The following is a 17,359-nucleotide window of genomic DNA, read 5'->3' on the forward strand; positions in this document are numbered from 1 at the left end:
GGAGAACATGAATAAAACATTAGTCAATTTTATTGCTAGCTCTATAGTAGTATTAGTTCCTGGCAACAGAATTCTTTAAAGGGTTCTGCCTTTTCGTCGAAAAAGCAAATTGAGAGCTGTCTCCTCCAGAGAACTATTTGATCGAATTATGGTATTACTTTTAGGAAATCAACATATTGAAACTGATATTAGTGGAGTTTAATAAAGATTGAGTTCTCATTTTAGGAATACCCAAAAGCCCAATTTCTTTTGCGTTATACCGAGAAATTGGGCTTTTTATATTGGAACTTCCTTAACGTTGTAAATCCGCATTTTCCTGACTATACCCCTATTTTGTATGTAAAAGAACCATATGAGTTTAAAAAAACAAGTGCCCTTTTATAATAAATAATAGGCCTTGTTTTTTTAAATTCTATACCTAAATTCATTATTGATCAGGCTTTGGCTTAAAACCTAACGCATAATGTATTTCTGAAGAGTCCCCCTCTGAATAATAGTCACTAATAATATTGTTTAATTCATGTATTCTAATAGAGTTTATAACCAAACCTAAATGATTTGGAACAGGTGTATTAATACTTGTTGGAATATTTATTATACTTAAGTCACCTTGTGCGTTATGTTGATATGTTGCGTATACTATTCCTAGTAGTTTTACAGATAAAAAAGGTTCAAAGGTGTCCTTATTGAAAAGAGTTTCAACCGAAAGGACTGGTGATCCACTTGAACCTGGATAGATTGCACAATCAATTAGAAATTCCTGAGTATTTTTATACATAACAGATGGAGATGTTGCCAATATACCTTTCCTGAATATAGGTAAATTATTTACATCATCCCAGAGTCCATTAGGATAACCAACAACAACTATATCTGTAGCTGGGTGATACTTATTCAATTCATCCCCTTTTGGTATCTGTTGAAGCCGTAGTCCATAATAATAAGGTTTAATTTGATCTTTCTCTGCCATTTTGTACAGAGCTGCAATCGGCATTGCGCATAAATCAACATTGGGATCAGGATGTTTGAAAAAGAGACTTGGGGGCACTGTAAACTCACATTGGTCGTCTATTTTTTTTCCATTTGCGTTAGCAGCGTGAAATCTTACGGTTACCTCAATGGCTCCATCTATTACATGTTTATTAGTAACAATTGATGGCACGTTTAAATATTGCTCTGCTCTGTACTGTTCAGCAAATCTTATAATAAACCCAGTCCCAGTACTGCTATTACCATTACTTAACTTCGATATAATCCTTACAGTTGAATAATTTAATTCTTTAATGAGCATATAATTGAATCCTCCTTTTATTTACAACGATATATATATACAGGCACCAGCCTAATCTTCTTTTTGTCATATCAAATTATAAAAATTGTTCTGGTTTTGTATTAGAAATACATTAAATAAAAGTTATCATAGGGTCAACTGTAATTTCTCGTATAGTTGAGGATCAAAATGTAAAGGTCGACTACAGTTTTGTAGAAGACCAAGATTTACAAATGTTTGAGTCAGGATAGGAGGATTATAACCCTCTCCGGATTCGTAATATATTTCAGGGTAATCGTAATATAAAAAGGGTTGAACGAATAATACACCAACCCAATATGCATGAGTAGCAAGGATTAAAGCAAAAAATATACTTTTATGCACATATTTATTAATTAAAATATACGCAAATAAACCTAGATAAGTTATTATTCCAATAATACCCAATACTCCAAAAGTATACTAGTATACTCCTAATAAGGTTAAAAGGGCTAGTTTTAATAGTAATGTAAAAAATATTGTTAAATACCCTTTACCTGAGAAACGTCCATAATATATAGCATTTATAACCATCCTTAAAGTCGACCATGTTGTACAATTTGGTGTTATTAGTAGAACCATAATTATTGGTTCTTGGCATGGTCATTTCAATCATTTAAGTTGTTCGTGATATGTAAATTTTACCACACAGCGCAGGATGATAATAGTAAAGCTTTAGTTTTTGCTTAAAGTACATATCCGATTAATGCAAAAAACGCTTTTTCCCAAGTGATTTCACTAAATATATTTTCTGCTATTTATTAGTTTACTTCTTATAAAAAATTTATTAAATTAATATTTTTCTATTGTCGCACCAAGAACAGATGCCCTTATAGAAGGAAATCCTTGCAAGATTTTAATTTCTTCTGAAGTACTGGTCAATACTGCCAAGTTACTAAAAATATCTTGTGTTTCCAAACGGGGATGGTACAATTTAGAAAAATAAAGGTGTGATGATGGTGTCACTTGCCTATTTAATAGCTCTAATCCCTCTTTTAATTATTGGTAGGTTCTTTTTAAGCATTGAAAGTCTCCCATTCTTTGCAAAGTCCCTGCTTCCTCTGTTAATGATAATGCCCCTTTACTACTTAATTACATTGATTCCTGGAACTAATCGTAAAATCAAGAAAAGATATGGTACTCCGCTATTAGGCTTGATAACTGTAATTTTTTTATTCCTAGGAAACTAAATTTAATTAAAGAAAAATTTATTGATACTCCATAAAGTAAAAGAATATAATACAAAAATGCCTCTGTAGCTCTAGAAGGGAAGAGCGCCGGAAAACATTGTAGAAACCGGGTCGCAAGGCAAGGGTTTCAGAAGCACCGAAAAGCAAATTAGCTGAGGCAGGTGAAATTCCTAGCCGGTGAAAGTCCGTAGGGAAGCGTGTTCTCCCCTAGCCTATGCTTACGAAAGGAGTGCGGGTTCGAATCCCGTCAGAGGCATCTCTTCATTTATCAACTAAAAACAGGAGGAGCTTTTAAATGCTACTCCTGCTTTCTAACAACTATTTAAACAAAATTATTTTTTGACGTAATCAATGCGTTTTACCCTTTGATTAAACTTTTCTTTCCAGAAGCCATCATTCATATTTGCAATCGCTACTCCAGTAGAACTTTGAGCCCCTATAAAGTTCCCATCGCCTAAATATATACCCACGTGGCCATCCTTTTTGTATGTGTCAAAGAATACGAGATCACCCGGCTGCATATCTTCTACATTAATAGGAGTGCCCAAATTTTTAAGTGTCTCAGTACTGACCGAAGTTAATTCCCCCAAGTTAACCCCGACCTTAGAAAAGGCCCAATGCACAAAGCTGGAACAATCGAACATTCCCATTTTAATATCGTTTAGGCTTCTTCCTCCTCCAAAAACATATACAGAATTATTTATCCACCGGTTACCTATAGTGGTTACCTCATTGTCTGCACCAGGAATTATATTGATTTCACCATCTTCATTAACCTTCATGCTATTTTTGTATAATTCTGCTTGTGCAATGACTTTATCTACATACCAATCAGCGTGGTTATAGTGCCATATCGCCTTTCTCACATCTTTTTTAAAGCCATGACTAGAAAGATATTTAGCGGCAGAAGCCACGCTATCTACGATGCTCCACGGGCTAGCTATACCGTCATTATCTGCATCTACTCCGAATCCAGACCCCGCTTTAATATGGTTTAAATCAGTTATATCAATGTCAGGGGCTACTAACCCGCCGCTTGTTTCATATTTATGACCAACCCAAGTTGCAGGCATAAACTGGAGGTGCCCTACTGCTCCTACTGATGAAATCATTGTTGGGTGCTTAGAAAATTCAGTTTCTATTCCATGTATAGAGGCCAAGTAGTACCACGGGATTCCGTATTCTTTTTCTGCATGAAGATAATACTTCATATACTCAGGAGGAACCTGGTCTGTAGAAAACGTTGAAACAACAATTGATGTCTTTGGTTTATCTACTTGTAGATCTCCTAAAGTCCCTTCCTTCCGAGCCTTTTCATTTTCAATCGCACTTTCGATAACTGTTTTTTGTTTCGAGAGCATTTGGCTTTCTTTTTCCAAGGATTCCATAGCCTCGTGATTTTGTTTTTCCTTAATTTCTAACTCCGAAAGAAGCTTATCTTTTTCAGCTATTTGCTCGCTTAAAAGTTCAGCCATACCCTTTAGTTCGAGTTCCAGGCTTTGCTGCTTTTTTAATTTAGATGTAATTTCTTCTTCTTTCTCTATTAACATATTAAGTGTTTCAGTTTCAGTTATAATCTGTTTTGTCGTCTCCAATGCTGAAGGAATCGGTTGGATCCTTTGGTGAGTTGGCAAAAGTGTTGAATCATAAGTTGGAATTATAGAAACTCTGTCTTGCAGGGGCTTGATATTTAGTTTCAGCTCTTGAATTTCAGTTTCTAGTCGAAAGCTCTCCTCTCTAGCTTCTTTTATCTTCGCGCGGTTATCTAATATGGCCGTTTTTAATCTTTCGATATGATTCTTTAAAACGGCCTTCTCATTTTGAAATTGATTAATGGTGCTATCCATTTTAACTATTTGCTGCTGTATACCTTCAATTTGGTTCTCAATCCTAGAAACAGTACTGTTTGTTTCGGCAAGGACAGGACCCGGGAGACTGCCTACTCCTATAACAAGGGCAGCTGATAATGTTGCTAACCTTTTCATAATTTCCCTCCAAACAAAAAATCCCCCAAGAGACACAGAGGTTACTGTGTCATCTTGGGGGATTCCCATTTATTAGTTTAATATTTTATTAAATATATCATAGCGTAAATTACATTTACCTACAAGATAGGCCCTTTGGAATTAATAATAAGGGATAGAGACTTATAGTCTTGTCCATAAGTCTATGTATTTCTTAGAAAAGGAAAAGGCACCTAAGTTAGGTGCAAATCAATTTCTCTTCTTTTTTCGATCATAGTAAATAGCAAAAAATGCACAAGCAATTCCAACTATAGAGAGAATATATCTTTCATCTATATTGCTCACCTCTTTTAAAAGATCTATAAGGTAATACGGATGAAATCAAGAATAGTTCATTATTTTTATACAAAATAATCAAAGAGTTGATTAGGAAATCAAATTATTAAGCGAGAATTATAGTCTTGTCCATAAGACTATATTGGAGAGAGATCAATTTCTTGGGTGCTTAATCCCTCTGAAGTTTTTTAGGAAATACTTTAGGTGCTTTATATCTTTAATGGTTTGTTTAAGAGTAAAGTTTTACACTCTTTCATTGCATTTTTCTTTATATACTTAATAAGACAATCAGTATCTATAAAATAATATGCACCTGTTTTAGACACATAGGTAGTGTCTGCAAAGCAAGCCCAAATGCTATGCTTTTATCAAAATCTACTAACAATAAAATATCGTTGCCTCAAATAAAAATAAGAAATTTAATAACAAAACTATAACAATTAACCCATATTTTGTCTCTGGGAAATTCCTTCAGGGATACATTGGACTTATAAGACTTGAAACAAATTACAATATATGGTAATTTATCTTTGGTAATTTACAAAAATAGGAAAGGGGATTTTGATTTATTTGCCTACCAAAATAATTAATGAGAGGAGAAAATTATGAAAAAACTAACTATTAAACTATTAATTTTGACCCTATTTTTTAGTTTTATTTTGCCTACTGGTTTTGCAGATGCACAATCTAGCAAAAGTGATGTAATTAATAACTTTGGTACGATCTCTAATTATGAGAGACATTTAATCTGAATGAAGAAACATCAGAACAATTCGTAACAGTAGAGTTTAATAATACAGAGCCCGGACAAGTTACTACTCAAAAAGATTATGAAATGCTATTAATCAACGATCCTAACCAAGATCTTAAAGTATCTTTAGTTGATCAAAGTGATGGCAGCGAATTATATTTGACAGATGAGGAATTCCAAACCTACGCATTACCATTGGTACCACTTGTAATAGCTTTTATTGCCAAACAGGGATTAAAGGCTGCGATAAAAAAATATGGAAAATCAACTTTAACCAATCTTCTTAAAGATAATGAATCTGTTGCCAAGGCTGTTGCAAAAGAATTAGGTTATTCTGAAGTAAAAGGTCAATACTCACACGGAGCTAAGATTTATTTAAGGGGAAAAGGTAAAGGACCAAAGTATATATCTAGGGATAAAGATGGTCATATTGGTGGAGCGTGGAAGGGAGCAACCTCAATTAAAAACCTAGGAAGCAAAAAGACCAGGTCAGGCACCTATGATATTGAATTAAAACGAATAGGAGATTGACTTTATGATAAAAATTCAAAATATTGAAGTGGATTTTACAAATATAGATATAACACCTTATTTTCAAGTTAAGGCAGAAAACAGAATAAGGTTTGGGTTAGAAGTTTTTGAGGATCATGGAACAAGATTACTACAAGATATATTAAACGATGTATTTCTAGAAAGCAGTTCGGTTTCTGCTTCTTTTATTACTGGATATATTTATAAAAACAAAAGATCTTCTTTAAAAACCGGACTAGGTGAAATAGTAAAGATTTCAAATTGGAAAGAATCATTAATTGAAGATCCTATTAATGAAAGAACTATTATATTCGGTACAATAAATAATCTGCAACCGAAACATATTTTTGCTTATACCAAAATGATTATTCAAGGACACCGTCAGTCATACATAATATTCTACAATGATGATGTCCTTATTTATGTTAGCAGTGATGTAGTTGATATAATTACCGATAAGAATTTAATTACAAACCTAAAATCTAAGTATAATAAATACTATGCACAAGGTTTTGAGTGAAGTACAGACTACTATTAAATAACTCTTTCAACAAAATAAAAAAGCTGTATCCCACGATATGTTGGAATATAGCTTTCTTCATTGTAATACATGCTCTTTCTTTCCTTTAATTCGGACAAAAGATGACGTTGCTCTAATAAGTTCATAGGTTGAAGCCAGTTCTTTATTTCCGCTCATTAAAGATTCGTACCGACTTCTCGCTGTATTTAAGATTTCGTCAATCTCAGCCTGAATTAAGGTCCTCTCCTTCTTGTTATGGGCATCAAGTAGTTCAAGTTGAAGTTCATTAAACTTCTCAAGCTCATTAGCATTTAGAAAGTCCTTAAGTTGCATCTTGGCATCTCCTTTCAGGATTTATTTGCTAAGATTCAGTCTCCATTTAGATATCGTTTAATTGTTACGAACATTATATCATATTTTCCTTACAAAATATGTAAGAAAGAGCAATGCTTGCTTATTGTTCTTTCTCTTGTTTCGCTGAGGACTCATTGTCTTTCGGTTCTGGAGCGGGCAAAGATTCGTTTAATTTTTCCAAATTGCTCTTAACCGAATCAATATTAGCTTGCTGATTTGAAGCTTCTAATTTGGCAATTGCACCTTCTCCAGCATAGCCGCCTAAGATAGTTTTTTAATGGTGTTATTCCTCTTAGCATGAGACAATACGCCCATCACTGAACCTATCCCTGCTGCTATTAATATCTTTGTTAACATATTTTACCTCACCCTTTCGTTTTTTGTCTTGAAAATTTGCACAAAAAAACGACCTTTGGGCGATAGAAAGACATTACAAATAGTGTAATGTTCCATCGACCACAAAGGCCGTAACTTTTAAGCGTTCCCGCTCGTCTTCAATAGACTGCTAAAAAATTAATAGAAAAAAATACTTACTAAAAAATACTACTATAAATTTCTAGCGGTATCAATATTTTCCTTATATATTCTTTTACCTCACCCATTCATCCGTACTTTTTAGAGCATATTTTATTCTTGTAGAAGCTTCTTTATAACATTCTGGATCTTCCCTACAAGTATCCTCAATGGAATGGATTAGAACATCAATGGCTTGCAAAGTCAGCTCGAGCTCACTATTGGACTTTCCTTTTATCTCAATTATAATCTCCTGATTATTTGACTCATCTAAATTCAACAGATTTATCTTGAGTTCTTTCATATCACGCCCTCTTTTCTGTTTAAATATATTCATGAGTTCTCCTGCTTTTTCTACAATGCTTTCCTTCAAATCTTCTGATACAACATCCATGTCAAAACCATTTGTTTTATTTACATACCCAGGAATACTCCAAATATTTTGCGCCGATTCTTTTGCCTTTTTTTCCGCTGCAAGATATAGATCGGAATAGTTGTATTCATCATATAAATAAGCGACTCTTACTAATCCCTCTAAGATAAGAACTTGTTGTATACTTTTTCCACTAATAAAGGCGTGAATTAAGTACCCTCCCATATTTATCCGTAATATCAGCATTGGATCACTTTCAATCTCAATTTCTTTTCTTTACCCATTATTAGATTGGTTAAAAAAGCTGTGGCTTCAGGTCCAAACTTTTCAACAGTTTTCGTTGCTTCAGGTGCGTTTATTCCCAAAAACCTACCAGTTACCTCTTTATTTAGTAGAGGATCGAAATAACGAATGCTAGCACCGTCAGTTACGGAAGTTACTGTCACTTTCCTTCTAGTTGCGGATTCAGTTTTTTCATATTTATTACTTGGTTTTAGATTGGTTTTTGTCTCGTAATTTCCATTTTCCTTATACTCTGGGTATATTAAACTACCGAAGAATTGGTCATGTGTATCATCATTTGTGTGTTTTATTTCATACTTTGGTGCATCTTCATAGGTAAGGCCTGGGGCAGAACAGGAGATTAAAATTAAAGCAGTTGAAATGATTAACATGATTTTGGTTATCTGTATTTTATTTATACCCTTTCCCTCCTAGCAAACCTAATTATCTATTTTTAAACTATTTTTTCTTTGCTAATTTAGCTATGTAGTTCAAACATTCTTCTATCGGGTATCTCACTAATTTATAGCTTTGGCCATACTTTACCCCTCCGTTTTCTTCTAGTAATTGTACAAGTTGCTCAATAGATACTTCTCCACTATCAACTTTTTTAAAATATTTTAAAACAAGTGATTTCCATATTCGTCCAGGGGTTAATATATAAACCTCCCCTTGGTATTGATAGGATAGGACTTTCTCAACTAATCTCTTTCTTTACTCCTCCTCACGTTTCTTTTCAAAAGCTAACATATGATCCCGCCCAATACAAAAAGACCCCAATACAGCCATATAAAGTGCTGACTGGGGTCCTCCCACTAATTTGTTAAATTAACTTTATTTTACCATTTATGTAGTTCCTCTTGCAAATTAGAAAGTTAATAAGAACTATCTAATACTGCAATAGGCATTTTTACCATGTTCCTCTTTGACGATGGATGATAAAAACAACTGACCAGATAGCTAGATTCAAACTCTGGAAGGGAATTCGTTCCCATTCACGGAAGACTGTGCAAACTAGGATAGCAAGGGAACAGGATAGCAGGCCTGCATAAACTAATGCTCTAATAAAGGTTGGATTAAACATTTTTAATCTTGTTCCCGCACCGCTGGCATTTCCATATGTCATCGTCAATCTCTTTATGCAGTTCTATACTATCGCAATATTTACAGTCAATTTCCTTATACATACAGTTTCACCTCAATTATGTAATTAAATAAATATAGAAGGGTACTGGATGCGTGCCAGGGTATTCATATTGGGTAGAAAGGATACAAGAACAGTAGTCTTTTGCGAAACGTATATTCTTTCTTCCTAACTATTAGAGTCTTCCATACTTATCCCTTAAAATTGAAATTACTAATTCCTCAATTGTATTTTTTGATTTAGCAGCATCTTCCTTAATTTTTTTCTTTAGTTTAGATGGGATAGCGATTGCAAGGACTTCTAAGTCACTGTCAATATACACTCCTTCTAATCTCTTCGAAATATCTCCCTCAATTATAGATTCTTCAAGTAAAGAAAAAATGTAGCTGGGTATATCTTCCTTAATTAAAATGGGTTTTACTTCAACGGTGATCTTGTTTTGGTTTGCTTTATCTAAAAAAACCTTTATGTTTTTTGGCCCTAGTTTAGAGTAAAAGAACCCCATTATTCTATAGAATTCCTGGGATTCTGTGAATTGGAATTTAGCAAAGCCTTTCTGTGTTTTATATCCTATATTCGGAATCTTGTTTACTGGTTTATAGCCTGATTTTTCAATTTCATCATAGGGGATTTGCTCTCCATTTTGGGTTTGAAGATAGGGCTGCAACTCTTTGTTTATTAATAGAAAATTACTGTCTTTACCTTCCGGAGAAAGAAACTCCTGGTACCAGGCATAGTTCTTATCTTTGTCGTAGAAATCTTTCCCTTCATTCCTTTTCTGTTCCTCATAAAAAGATTTAAATCGCTCAAGTTCTTCTGGGTCAATGAAATAATATTCTCTACCTTTGTATAACTTTTTCTCGGCAGCAAGTAATCCTTGTTGAATGTATTGAAAAATTGTTGCTGTATGAAGGCCAAGTAATTTGCTAGCTTCTCCAGTAGTAATTCCTGGCTTTCCCTTTTTCTGTTTTAATTCCTCAACATCTTCTTTGTAGAATAATTTAGTATTATCAATGTGCCAGTTATCTTCATAAACCGGCTTTAATTCCCCTTGTTTTACATATTTATGAATAGTTGATGGTTTAACCTTAAGTATCTCTGCAGCTTCATTTGTTGTTATCATTTCTCTTTCTTTATCCATGAGTTTCACCTTACTTTTTAATGTGTCTATAAAAAAACCAGCAATGTCGCTGGTTATCAATTCTTATTCGTTCTATCTAAGATAATCATACTATAATACAATTTTTTATATAAGTTTTAAGTGGAGATTATTACCTAATCACTTTTAATTGTTTTTTTCTTATAGAGGTTTCTAACTCTTTAATATCTTTATTATCAAATCCACATACGATGCCAATCTAATAACGAGATCCGTTTACTTTAATATACCCGCCATCGTCCACAATAGAATTACAAAATTGACAAGTAAATAAGATATTCAAAGGTGTCTCACCTGCCTTTAGATAGATAAAAAGATAGATGTTTTTCCAAATAAAACCCTAGTTTTTACTAACAAGCCTTTTAAATTAATCTTGAAATTATTGGTTTGTAATAATAATAAAATGGTATTAACTATACCTATCTGTTTTTGGCAGGCAAGCACAGATAAAAAAAGACGTAAAAATCGCCTAGAGTTTCCCGTCTACCTCAGCTTCGACTAACTATCGAAGAATCGGTCGGCCGTCAGATGGTCATTCTTTTTCCAGATCTATTCGGATAAACCGAATAACTCGTCGTAGTCAAGCATTGCTTGAGGTGGCACAGGGAAGAGCTGTGGTGGCTCAGTTCGTAAAGCTACACCTGGAGAACTTTGATTTTAATATAACCTTTGAGTGACGACTTTGGCTCCTGAACCCAAAGCGTTTCTTTTTCACTATTTTTATAGGGTGTCAGTTCTTCCTCAGGAAACCACTTAACACAATACAAGCATATCTTCTTTGCAGACATCCCTCTGACACTCCTTTAGCGAAGGCTCTTATTCTCTGTTCTTGCTAGTGCTATTAACAACGAATGACTGAATAAGGTGTCGGAGTTTGCTCCTACGCCTCAGTCCCTCTAAATCTTAAATTCAAATCGCCCATAATCTTTTTATGCAAAATGCACCTTTATATTTTGAACTACTCTCAATTAAAAATGAAATTATTCACTATTTTGCACTGTTTTGATAGTTCCAAGCAATTTTTGTATTTATCTTACAAGTCCCAGTAAATGGTGATTTTTGAATCAGTATTAATTTACTGATTAATTTGGATGGGAGAGAGTGTTCTGGAAAACAAAAAAATTAATTGGAAAAGCAGTGACATAGCACCGGTTTTCTGGATCTATTCTGCATATGTAAAGCCAATTATCAAAACAGATGAATTTCTGTGAACAATGGGAAAGTGAAGTTAAGTATGAGGAGGAACTGGTCAAGTTTCCGTAGAGAACTCTTTATATATACAGACCCAGTAAAAAATAAGCAACTGCAAGATGGGGTAATTCAAAATAAACTGTGATACTTATCAAGGTAAATATCAATTTATTTGACTTACTTTTAAATGAGTAAGATAGGCCAACATACCATCACATACTCATCTACAACTGGGTTAACTCGGATACAGGCAACATTAACTTGAACTTAAATATTGATGCTAATAGTGTGCAAGGTGAGAGATAATTAAAGCAACAACAAGCAATACGACAAGGCTTTAATCCAAGATGAGACGCCGATTTATATTACTCCTATTTCCTCTACTCTAATTACTATTCATAATTAAATTATTTACTGGAAAAAGGTTCTGAATATATAGTTCGATTTCATTTTTGGTAGCCTTACAAAAACAGCCCTATTAAAAAAGGAACGTCGAAAATTCGACGCCCTCTTCTTTCAAATTGATTTTACAAAACAAGTTAAACTTTTCCGTAGTAATGATTTACTCTCATTTTTAAGTTACTTGCAGAAACGGAACCTTTATAAATCATAAGGTAATCAAAATACCTTCCGCTTTTTTTAGAATCTTTGGTATGTGTATACTTTATTTTAAAACCAGTACCACCTGAAGTAGCAAGTGCTATTAAGCCAGCAGCGGCGGCTACAACGCCTGCTGCTTTTTGATAAGGTCTTTTCTCAAGGAACGTTTGTACTAAGGTTGCCGCGATTGCAGCAACGGATGCTGCAGAGGTAATAGTCACACTAAAAGTTTTGCTATATTTGTATGCATAAACTCCTGATCCATTACTCGAATTACCAATATTATATGTTTTATATGAAGCAAAGGGTGTAATAGTACCTGAACCCCCTTCTTCAATTTCATTTTCTTCCGTCAAAGTTGCTACTAACTCTCCATCAAAAAAAACTTCGCCTGATTCTTTGTTGTATTCAGATATGCTTGTTGAACCATCTTCATAAGTAACTTCAATAATACCTACACTGTCATTATCCTCGATAGTTTCAAACTCAAGATCTTCTAATGATTCTTGAATCAGATTACCTTGTAAAGAGTCATTAGCGCTATTGCTTTCTTGTGCATGAGCACTGTTTGTTGGTATTAAAGTTGATAAAACAAGTAAACCCACAATTAGTGAGGAAATAATTTTTTTCAAATAAATCTCTCCTAAGCTAAATAATAGAATACTATTTTTCTTTTCTAAAAGCATCAAAAACCATAAGCCCAATGGAAAGTATAAATATTACCATTCCAATGTTATTAATGATATTTAGTGTATTTTCATTAATAGTTTTTGAAGAAAAATTAAACATGAAAGCTCCAATGATCAAAAAAAAGACAATAGTAAGTTTAGTAGATTTTCTCATACTGTAAAACTCCTTAATAATTATTTTAGATTCCAAAACACCCCTTTATTGTTAATATTTGTAACGTTACAAATATCAGTATAGCATTACTTCCTATTTTTTCAATAAAAGGGTAATAATTACTTTAATATAAAATATTTCATAAAAGACATTATACTATTATATAAATTAAGGTGTAATGAGGCTTACGGATGAGTTCTCAGAAAACTTTATTAAAATTCCAACCAAGCAAGTCCTACAAAAGAAACTTACTGTTAGTAAATAAGGGGTTATTATGATTGGTCAAATTATTTAGAACTTCGTTATTTTCACAAACAGGGAATAGTAGCAATACACAATCCTTTTAATAATCAAAAAAGTGTAAGAAATGTACTTTCGATCCTTTACTTATTATGTTTTCAACATGGAATGAATTATGAAGAGGTTACTTTTGATGAAGCACAATTAATCATGATTCAATTAAGGTTAAAAGGTGAAGTTTCATCCCCAAAGTTAAGGTCAGCTGATGATCTTAGAATAGGTGTTTATGGTGTTAACGAGATCAACTATCAGCAACCAATTGTTAAACAAGATGAAGAGGAACACAGCTTGAAAATATATGAACTGTCTTCAGATTGTGTGATTGAATGACATAGGTGTTTATTAAGGATAACAGAAGAAGGTAAGATAAACATAGATCGGTTTGTTACACCTATTGTTTTGGATTCTATAATATCTAATATGCATTGGGTAATCGAATTAAGAGATTTTTATATTGACTTTGACTCTCAAATGGATAAACTTTATAAGAAAAAACAACCTGGTTCATTAGTGTCTTCTCGTAAAAATAAAATCAAGAGCTTACGCAGGAAATTTTTTGAATTTATTAATGTCTATAAAGAAAGTGTTACAGCTTTAAAGGAACCGAATCTAATCGCTACAATTGTATTAAATATTGGGCATTTTTTATGTAAGGATAGGTTAGTAGAAGATTTATATAAAGAGGACTATTCAGAATTAGCTATAGAAGGTTTTGACGACCTTGTTTCCTATTATGCTGATTTTTTGACTATTGAAATGAGACTAAATCGCAGTGAATCCGATAAATTAGCACCCAAAGTGGTAAGAGTCCTTCATTATCTTCTTGAGAAATCCAAAGGAAAGCCTATCGAACTAATTGATAAGTTCAATTCTATAAAAGAGGAAGCATCGGTATTTAACTTCTCAAATGTAAATTCCGAACTTTCCTTGGAAGTTAGGGAAAAAAGAGAATGGTTTGAACTTGTTTCTTCTATTATATTATTAACTTCTTTGAACTCCTTGAACCAATGCAGCGGAAAGCATCCTACATTTAGTTAATTCAATATCTTCATAGAAATGAGCATGAGTATTCTGTGGCAATAGATAATAGTGAGCAAGCAGGATAATACTATAACCTGTTTTTCTCCAAACAATTTAGCTTTATAAATTTTATCCTGATCAAGCTCAATATTCGTGCGTGGGGGCTCAGAAGCGTAGTCTTCTTCAAAGATATAGAACCAGTTACAGTCGAAACATCCAAATTGAGCATTGGTGCTTTTTAATGTAGATACATAATAATGATTTGGTTCATGGGAAATAAAAAATATGTATATTTTATTTAAGTAACACAACTTATCACTGCCAATATACTTGCCTTTTAGCATTATGTATCCTAGTTTTTAGCAAGCCTTTTTTCTTGCTATATTCTATAAAATCGTCAATGTATGCGTTTACTTCTTTGATTTTTGGATTTTCGAGAACCACTTTTTTTAAGGACTTTTTTAAAATTATGTTATCGTCTCCCCAAACTAATTCAATCTCTGCGGTTGATTTCCTTTTTGTTGAAAGTCGCCGTACTTCTATTCTACAACCTGCTTTAATTTCAGAAAGGTAGTAAGTTGTTATTTTTATATTAACTTTCCCCTCTCGCACCTGTTTATCAATGAATTCAAATTCTTCTTTCATAAGCGTCCTTCCTTTACTATCCGAAAGTCCTCTGATAAATTAACAAGGCGTTCTTATTATCGGGTTTTATATATAAGAGTTCCATAGGCAATTTACACCACAGTTATTATGAAATATGGTGTGAACTGCCTTTTAAAACTTATAAACTATCGATTTTGTAACTTAGAGGCATAATCTTCAGCATCTAATTTTGTGTCAGCTGTAAGATGATAGCAGCTTCCCTTTGATTCGTGATCGATTTTATAAGCTTTCATTCTGCCCCTACCTCGCGCATTGAGTACCACTGGAATAATATCTTTCCCGTTAACAAAATAACCTGTTCGAACACCAAGCCATTCCCCTGTTGATTTCTCCCATTCTTGACGCCCTTTAATTAATTGTCGATGCTTGCTTTCTTGGACACTTTATCAATCGCCGCTTGGGTGTACTGGATTTCTTTCTCCCCATTTATTAGGATCCTTACAGGATATTTAGTTCCTGGTTTTACTTCATAGATAACGCCTACTTCTCCAGAAGATTTCAATTTTACGGGACGTCCACAAACCACATCTTCATTCTTAATCACTGTTCCTTCTGTCATTGACCATTGGTATCGAGGAAAATCTTTTGTTAGTTGTTTAAAAACCGCTTCTACTCCTAACTTCCTTAGTTCGTCCTGAGTTTGCCCCTCACTTCCATTAATTTCAACCGAAATTGCTGGAAGATGGAATGTTAATGTTTTTTTCATCCTAATCAGCTCTTCTTAAAATTTTTTAGTGTGTTAGGGAAGTCTCCAATTAAAACCTTAGCCTTGGTTGATGGAAAACCTTTCCTTGAAATGAATATATCAAATTATACTAATATTTTCTAGTTATTTATAATATATTCATTAAAATAATAAATAAATAAAAAATAGTTAATGATTATTTTATATAGACAAATAACCTATTTTTCTCGTAATATGTATTATAATAAATGTAATATAATAACTTAATTTCTCATTAAATAGGAAATTATCTATCATAAAATCTAAACAAAATTAATAGTTTCAAATAAGATTGTTAATGAATATATTTCGTCTAAAAGGAGGTTAAATAAAATATGAAATCTAGTGAATTAGTTTATACTGAACAAATTAATAAGATTTTAACTCCTGATTTAATAAATAAAACTCAAACAATTTCTTCTTTGGTAACATACCTTCTAGATGATTCCTTACATAAAAAAATGAGCGATATTATAGATAAAGACGGTGAAGCTAACTTTTCACTTTTTAACGATATCGAAATGATGTATTTTTACGTACACCAAAAAAAGGATTTAAATGAGAAGAAAAATCGAACAGAAAATACAAAGCAGGAATATTTTAGGGATCTTCTTCTGTTCTATCAGCAGCTGCTGGAACAAGCAGAATTACTAGAAGTCGAAATTAGAGATATGCAAGAGTATCGACTATTGAAGAATCTCACAGCACGGAATATGAGGAAATACCAGGAGTGGTTGAAGGATGCTCCACTTGGGAAAGGGGGTAAGCAATATTCTGTAGCTACCCTAAGTCGAAAAACAGTGGTAATTAGAGGGTTCTTAAAGTTCCTGTACGAAAATAAATACATTAAGGTGCCGCTTCATCAAAAAATGTTAAGCAGCAATGTTCGATCCTTTGATAGACCAAATAAAGAGATGAGTTCTGTTGAGGTAATTAGCTTAGTCAATTACTTCAGAACTCATCCCATCCTTTACGGATTGATATCAGTATTGGCCACAACCGGGCTCCGTATACAGGAGCTCTGTAATGCGAAAGTTAGTGATCTAGCGTATTTAGATGGAGAATACTGGCTTACTGTCATGGGAAAGGGACAAAAGGAGCGGCAAGTTTTAATTCACCCAAATGTTTTAAAGGCAATAGAGGGGTTTCGTAAAAGAAGAAGGTTAGACTTTAAACTCGATCCTTCCGATAGCTCCCCTTTGTTTACTACTTCTAAAGGAAAGGCCTATGGATATAAATATCTGTCGAATTATTTAATCACGAAAATAAACAAAGCTGATTTGGACTTTATTAAAATGCGTAAAAATCCTATTACGCCTCATAGCTTCAGACATGGTTTTGCTCTTATTAGTGCTGACCAGGGGGCGGATTTGTTGACCATAAAGGAAAGTCTTGGCCATTCCGACATCAAGACGACCCAGATTTACTTACAAAGAAAAATGCTGCGCAAAAATAATGCTGCTCATTCTTGGAAGGACTCTGATATCATTAATAAGATTTAAATAAAAGACCACATAAACAATGTTATGTGGTCTTTATTAATATAGGGCTTATTAAACAAAAGCACCCGTTCGTAATATAAGGTTAGC

At 33.3% G+C, this 17,359-nt stretch carries 17 protein-coding genes; 5 read left to right on the plus strand and 12 right to left on the minus strand.

Annotated elements, in window-relative coordinates; all coding sequences use genetic code 11:
- Positions 1-427 precede the first annotated feature (427 nt).
- Entirely contained in the window at positions 428-1,291 is an 864-nt protein-coding gene (locus tag MKY20_RS24315; RefSeq protein WP_009335982.1) for a S1 family peptidase, read from the minus strand.
- A 1,540-nt stretch (positions 1,292-2,831) separates the two neighbouring features.
- Complete coding sequence (locus tag MKY20_RS24320; RefSeq protein ID WP_009335981.1) at positions 2,832-4,484, minus strand: bifunctional lytic transglycosylase/C40 family peptidase; 1,653 nt, start codon at positions 4,482-4,484, stop codon at positions 2,832-2,834.
- Between the two features lie 1,063 nt (positions 4,485-5,547).
- Between MKY20_RS24320 and MKY20_RS24325 the strand changes: the two genes are divergently transcribed.
- Together MKY20_RS24325 and MKY20_RS24330 are read left to right on the plus strand one after the other, a co-directional pair.
- Positions 5,548-6,081 carry an SAR2788 family putative toxin gene (locus MKY20_RS24325; RefSeq protein WP_341004125.1) on the plus strand — a complete coding sequence of 178 codons (534 nt, stop codon included), beginning with the start codon at positions 5,548-5,550 and terminating at the stop codon, positions 6,079-6,081.
- Between the two features lie 4 nt (positions 6,082-6,085).
- Positions 6,086-6,601 (plus strand): hypothetical protein, encoded by a 516-nt coding sequence (locus MKY20_RS24330; RefSeq protein ID WP_009335979.1) that lies wholly within the window; start codon positions 6,086-6,088, stop codon positions 6,599-6,601.
- A 78-nt stretch (positions 6,602-6,679) separates the two neighbouring features.
- Here the strand turns inward: MKY20_RS24330 and MKY20_RS24335 are convergent, their stop codons facing one another.
- The 8 genes from MKY20_RS24335 to MKY20_RS24370 all read right to left on the minus strand — a co-directional run bounded on the left by MKY20_RS24335 (position 6,680) and on the right by MKY20_RS24370 (position 13,060).
- A complete protein-coding gene (locus MKY20_RS24335; RefSeq protein WP_009335978.1) occupies positions 6,680-6,934 on the minus strand; it encodes a hypothetical protein in 255 nt (84 codons plus the stop codon).
- A 610-nt stretch (positions 6,935-7,544) separates the two neighbouring features.
- On the minus strand, positions 7,545-8,087 hold the full coding sequence (locus MKY20_RS24340; RefSeq protein WP_034297789.1) for a thermonuclease family protein: 543 nt from the start codon (positions 8,085-8,087) through the stop codon (positions 7,545-7,547).
- A complete protein-coding gene (locus MKY20_RS24345) occupies positions 8,081-8,515 on the minus strand; it encodes a thermonuclease family protein (protein WP_009335976.1) in 435 nt (144 codons plus the stop codon). The genes MKY20_RS24340 and MKY20_RS24345 overlap by 7 nt, the downstream gene beginning before the upstream one ends.
- A gap of 518 nt (positions 8,516-9,033) precedes the next feature.
- Complete coding sequence (locus MKY20_RS24350) at positions 9,034-9,249, minus strand: hypothetical protein (protein ID WP_034297786.1); 216 nt, start codon at positions 9,247-9,249, stop codon at positions 9,034-9,036.
- A 193-nt stretch (positions 9,250-9,442) separates the two neighbouring features.
- Entirely contained in the window at positions 9,443-10,408 is a 966-nt protein-coding gene (locus MKY20_RS24355) for a helix-turn-helix domain-containing protein (protein ID WP_009335975.1), read from the minus strand.
- Between the two features lie 653 nt (positions 10,409-11,061).
- Positions 11,062-11,214, minus strand: coding sequence for a hypothetical protein (locus tag MKY20_RS24360; protein ID WP_157380277.1), 153 nt, complete (start codon positions 11,212-11,214; stop codon positions 11,062-11,064).
- 942 nt (positions 11,215-12,156) lie between these two features.
- Positions 12,157-12,849 (minus strand): hypothetical protein, encoded by a 693-nt coding sequence (locus tag MKY20_RS24365; RefSeq protein ID WP_009335974.1) that lies wholly within the window; start codon positions 12,847-12,849, stop codon positions 12,157-12,159.
- Between the two features lie 31 nt (positions 12,850-12,880).
- A complete protein-coding gene (locus tag MKY20_RS24370) occupies positions 12,881-13,060 on the minus strand; it encodes a hypothetical protein (protein ID WP_034297785.1) in 180 nt (59 codons plus the stop codon).
- Positions 13,061-13,468: 408 nt separating this feature from the next.
- On the opposite strand from MKY20_RS24370, the gene MKY20_RS24375 reads away from it, so the two are divergent.
- Together MKY20_RS24375 and MKY20_RS24380 are read left to right on the plus strand one after the other, a co-directional pair.
- The gene (locus tag MKY20_RS24375) at positions 13,469-13,690 is read left to right on the plus strand and encodes a hypothetical protein (protein WP_009335973.1); all 222 of its coding nucleotides are present in this window, start codon (positions 13,469-13,471) and stop codon (positions 13,688-13,690) included.
- Between the two features lie 90 nt (positions 13,691-13,780).
- Complete coding sequence (locus tag MKY20_RS24380; protein WP_009335972.1) at positions 13,781-14,398, plus strand: hypothetical protein; 618 nt, start codon at positions 13,781-13,783, stop codon at positions 14,396-14,398.
- Between the two features lie 297 nt (positions 14,399-14,695).
- On the opposite strand, the gene MKY20_RS24385 is transcribed toward MKY20_RS24380, so the two are convergent.
- Together MKY20_RS24385 and MKY20_RS24390 are read right to left on the minus strand one after the other, a co-directional pair.
- Positions 14,696-15,025 carry a hypothetical protein gene (locus MKY20_RS24385; RefSeq protein WP_034297782.1) on the minus strand — a complete coding sequence of 110 codons (330 nt, stop codon included), beginning with the start codon at positions 15,023-15,025 and terminating at the stop codon, positions 14,696-14,698.
- A gap of 373 nt (positions 15,026-15,398) precedes the next feature.
- A complete protein-coding gene (locus tag MKY20_RS24390) occupies positions 15,399-15,752 on the minus strand; it encodes a hypothetical protein (RefSeq protein WP_009335971.1) in 354 nt (117 codons plus the stop codon).
- 353 nt (positions 15,753-16,105) lie between these two features.
- On the opposite strand from MKY20_RS24390, the gene MKY20_RS24395 reads away from it, so the two are divergent.
- Positions 16,106-17,272, plus strand: a complete 1,167-nt coding sequence (locus MKY20_RS24395) for a tyrosine-type recombinase/integrase (RefSeq protein ID WP_009335970.1) — start codon at positions 16,106-16,108, stop codon at positions 17,270-17,272.
- The last annotated feature ends 87 nt before the right edge of the window (positions 17,273-17,359 follow it).

This window comes from Cytobacillus sp. FSL W8-0315 (assembly GCF_038002905.1).
Taxonomy (GTDB): domain Bacteria; phylum Bacillota; class Bacilli; order Bacillales; family Cytobacillaceae; genus Cytobacillus; species Cytobacillus pseudoceanisediminis.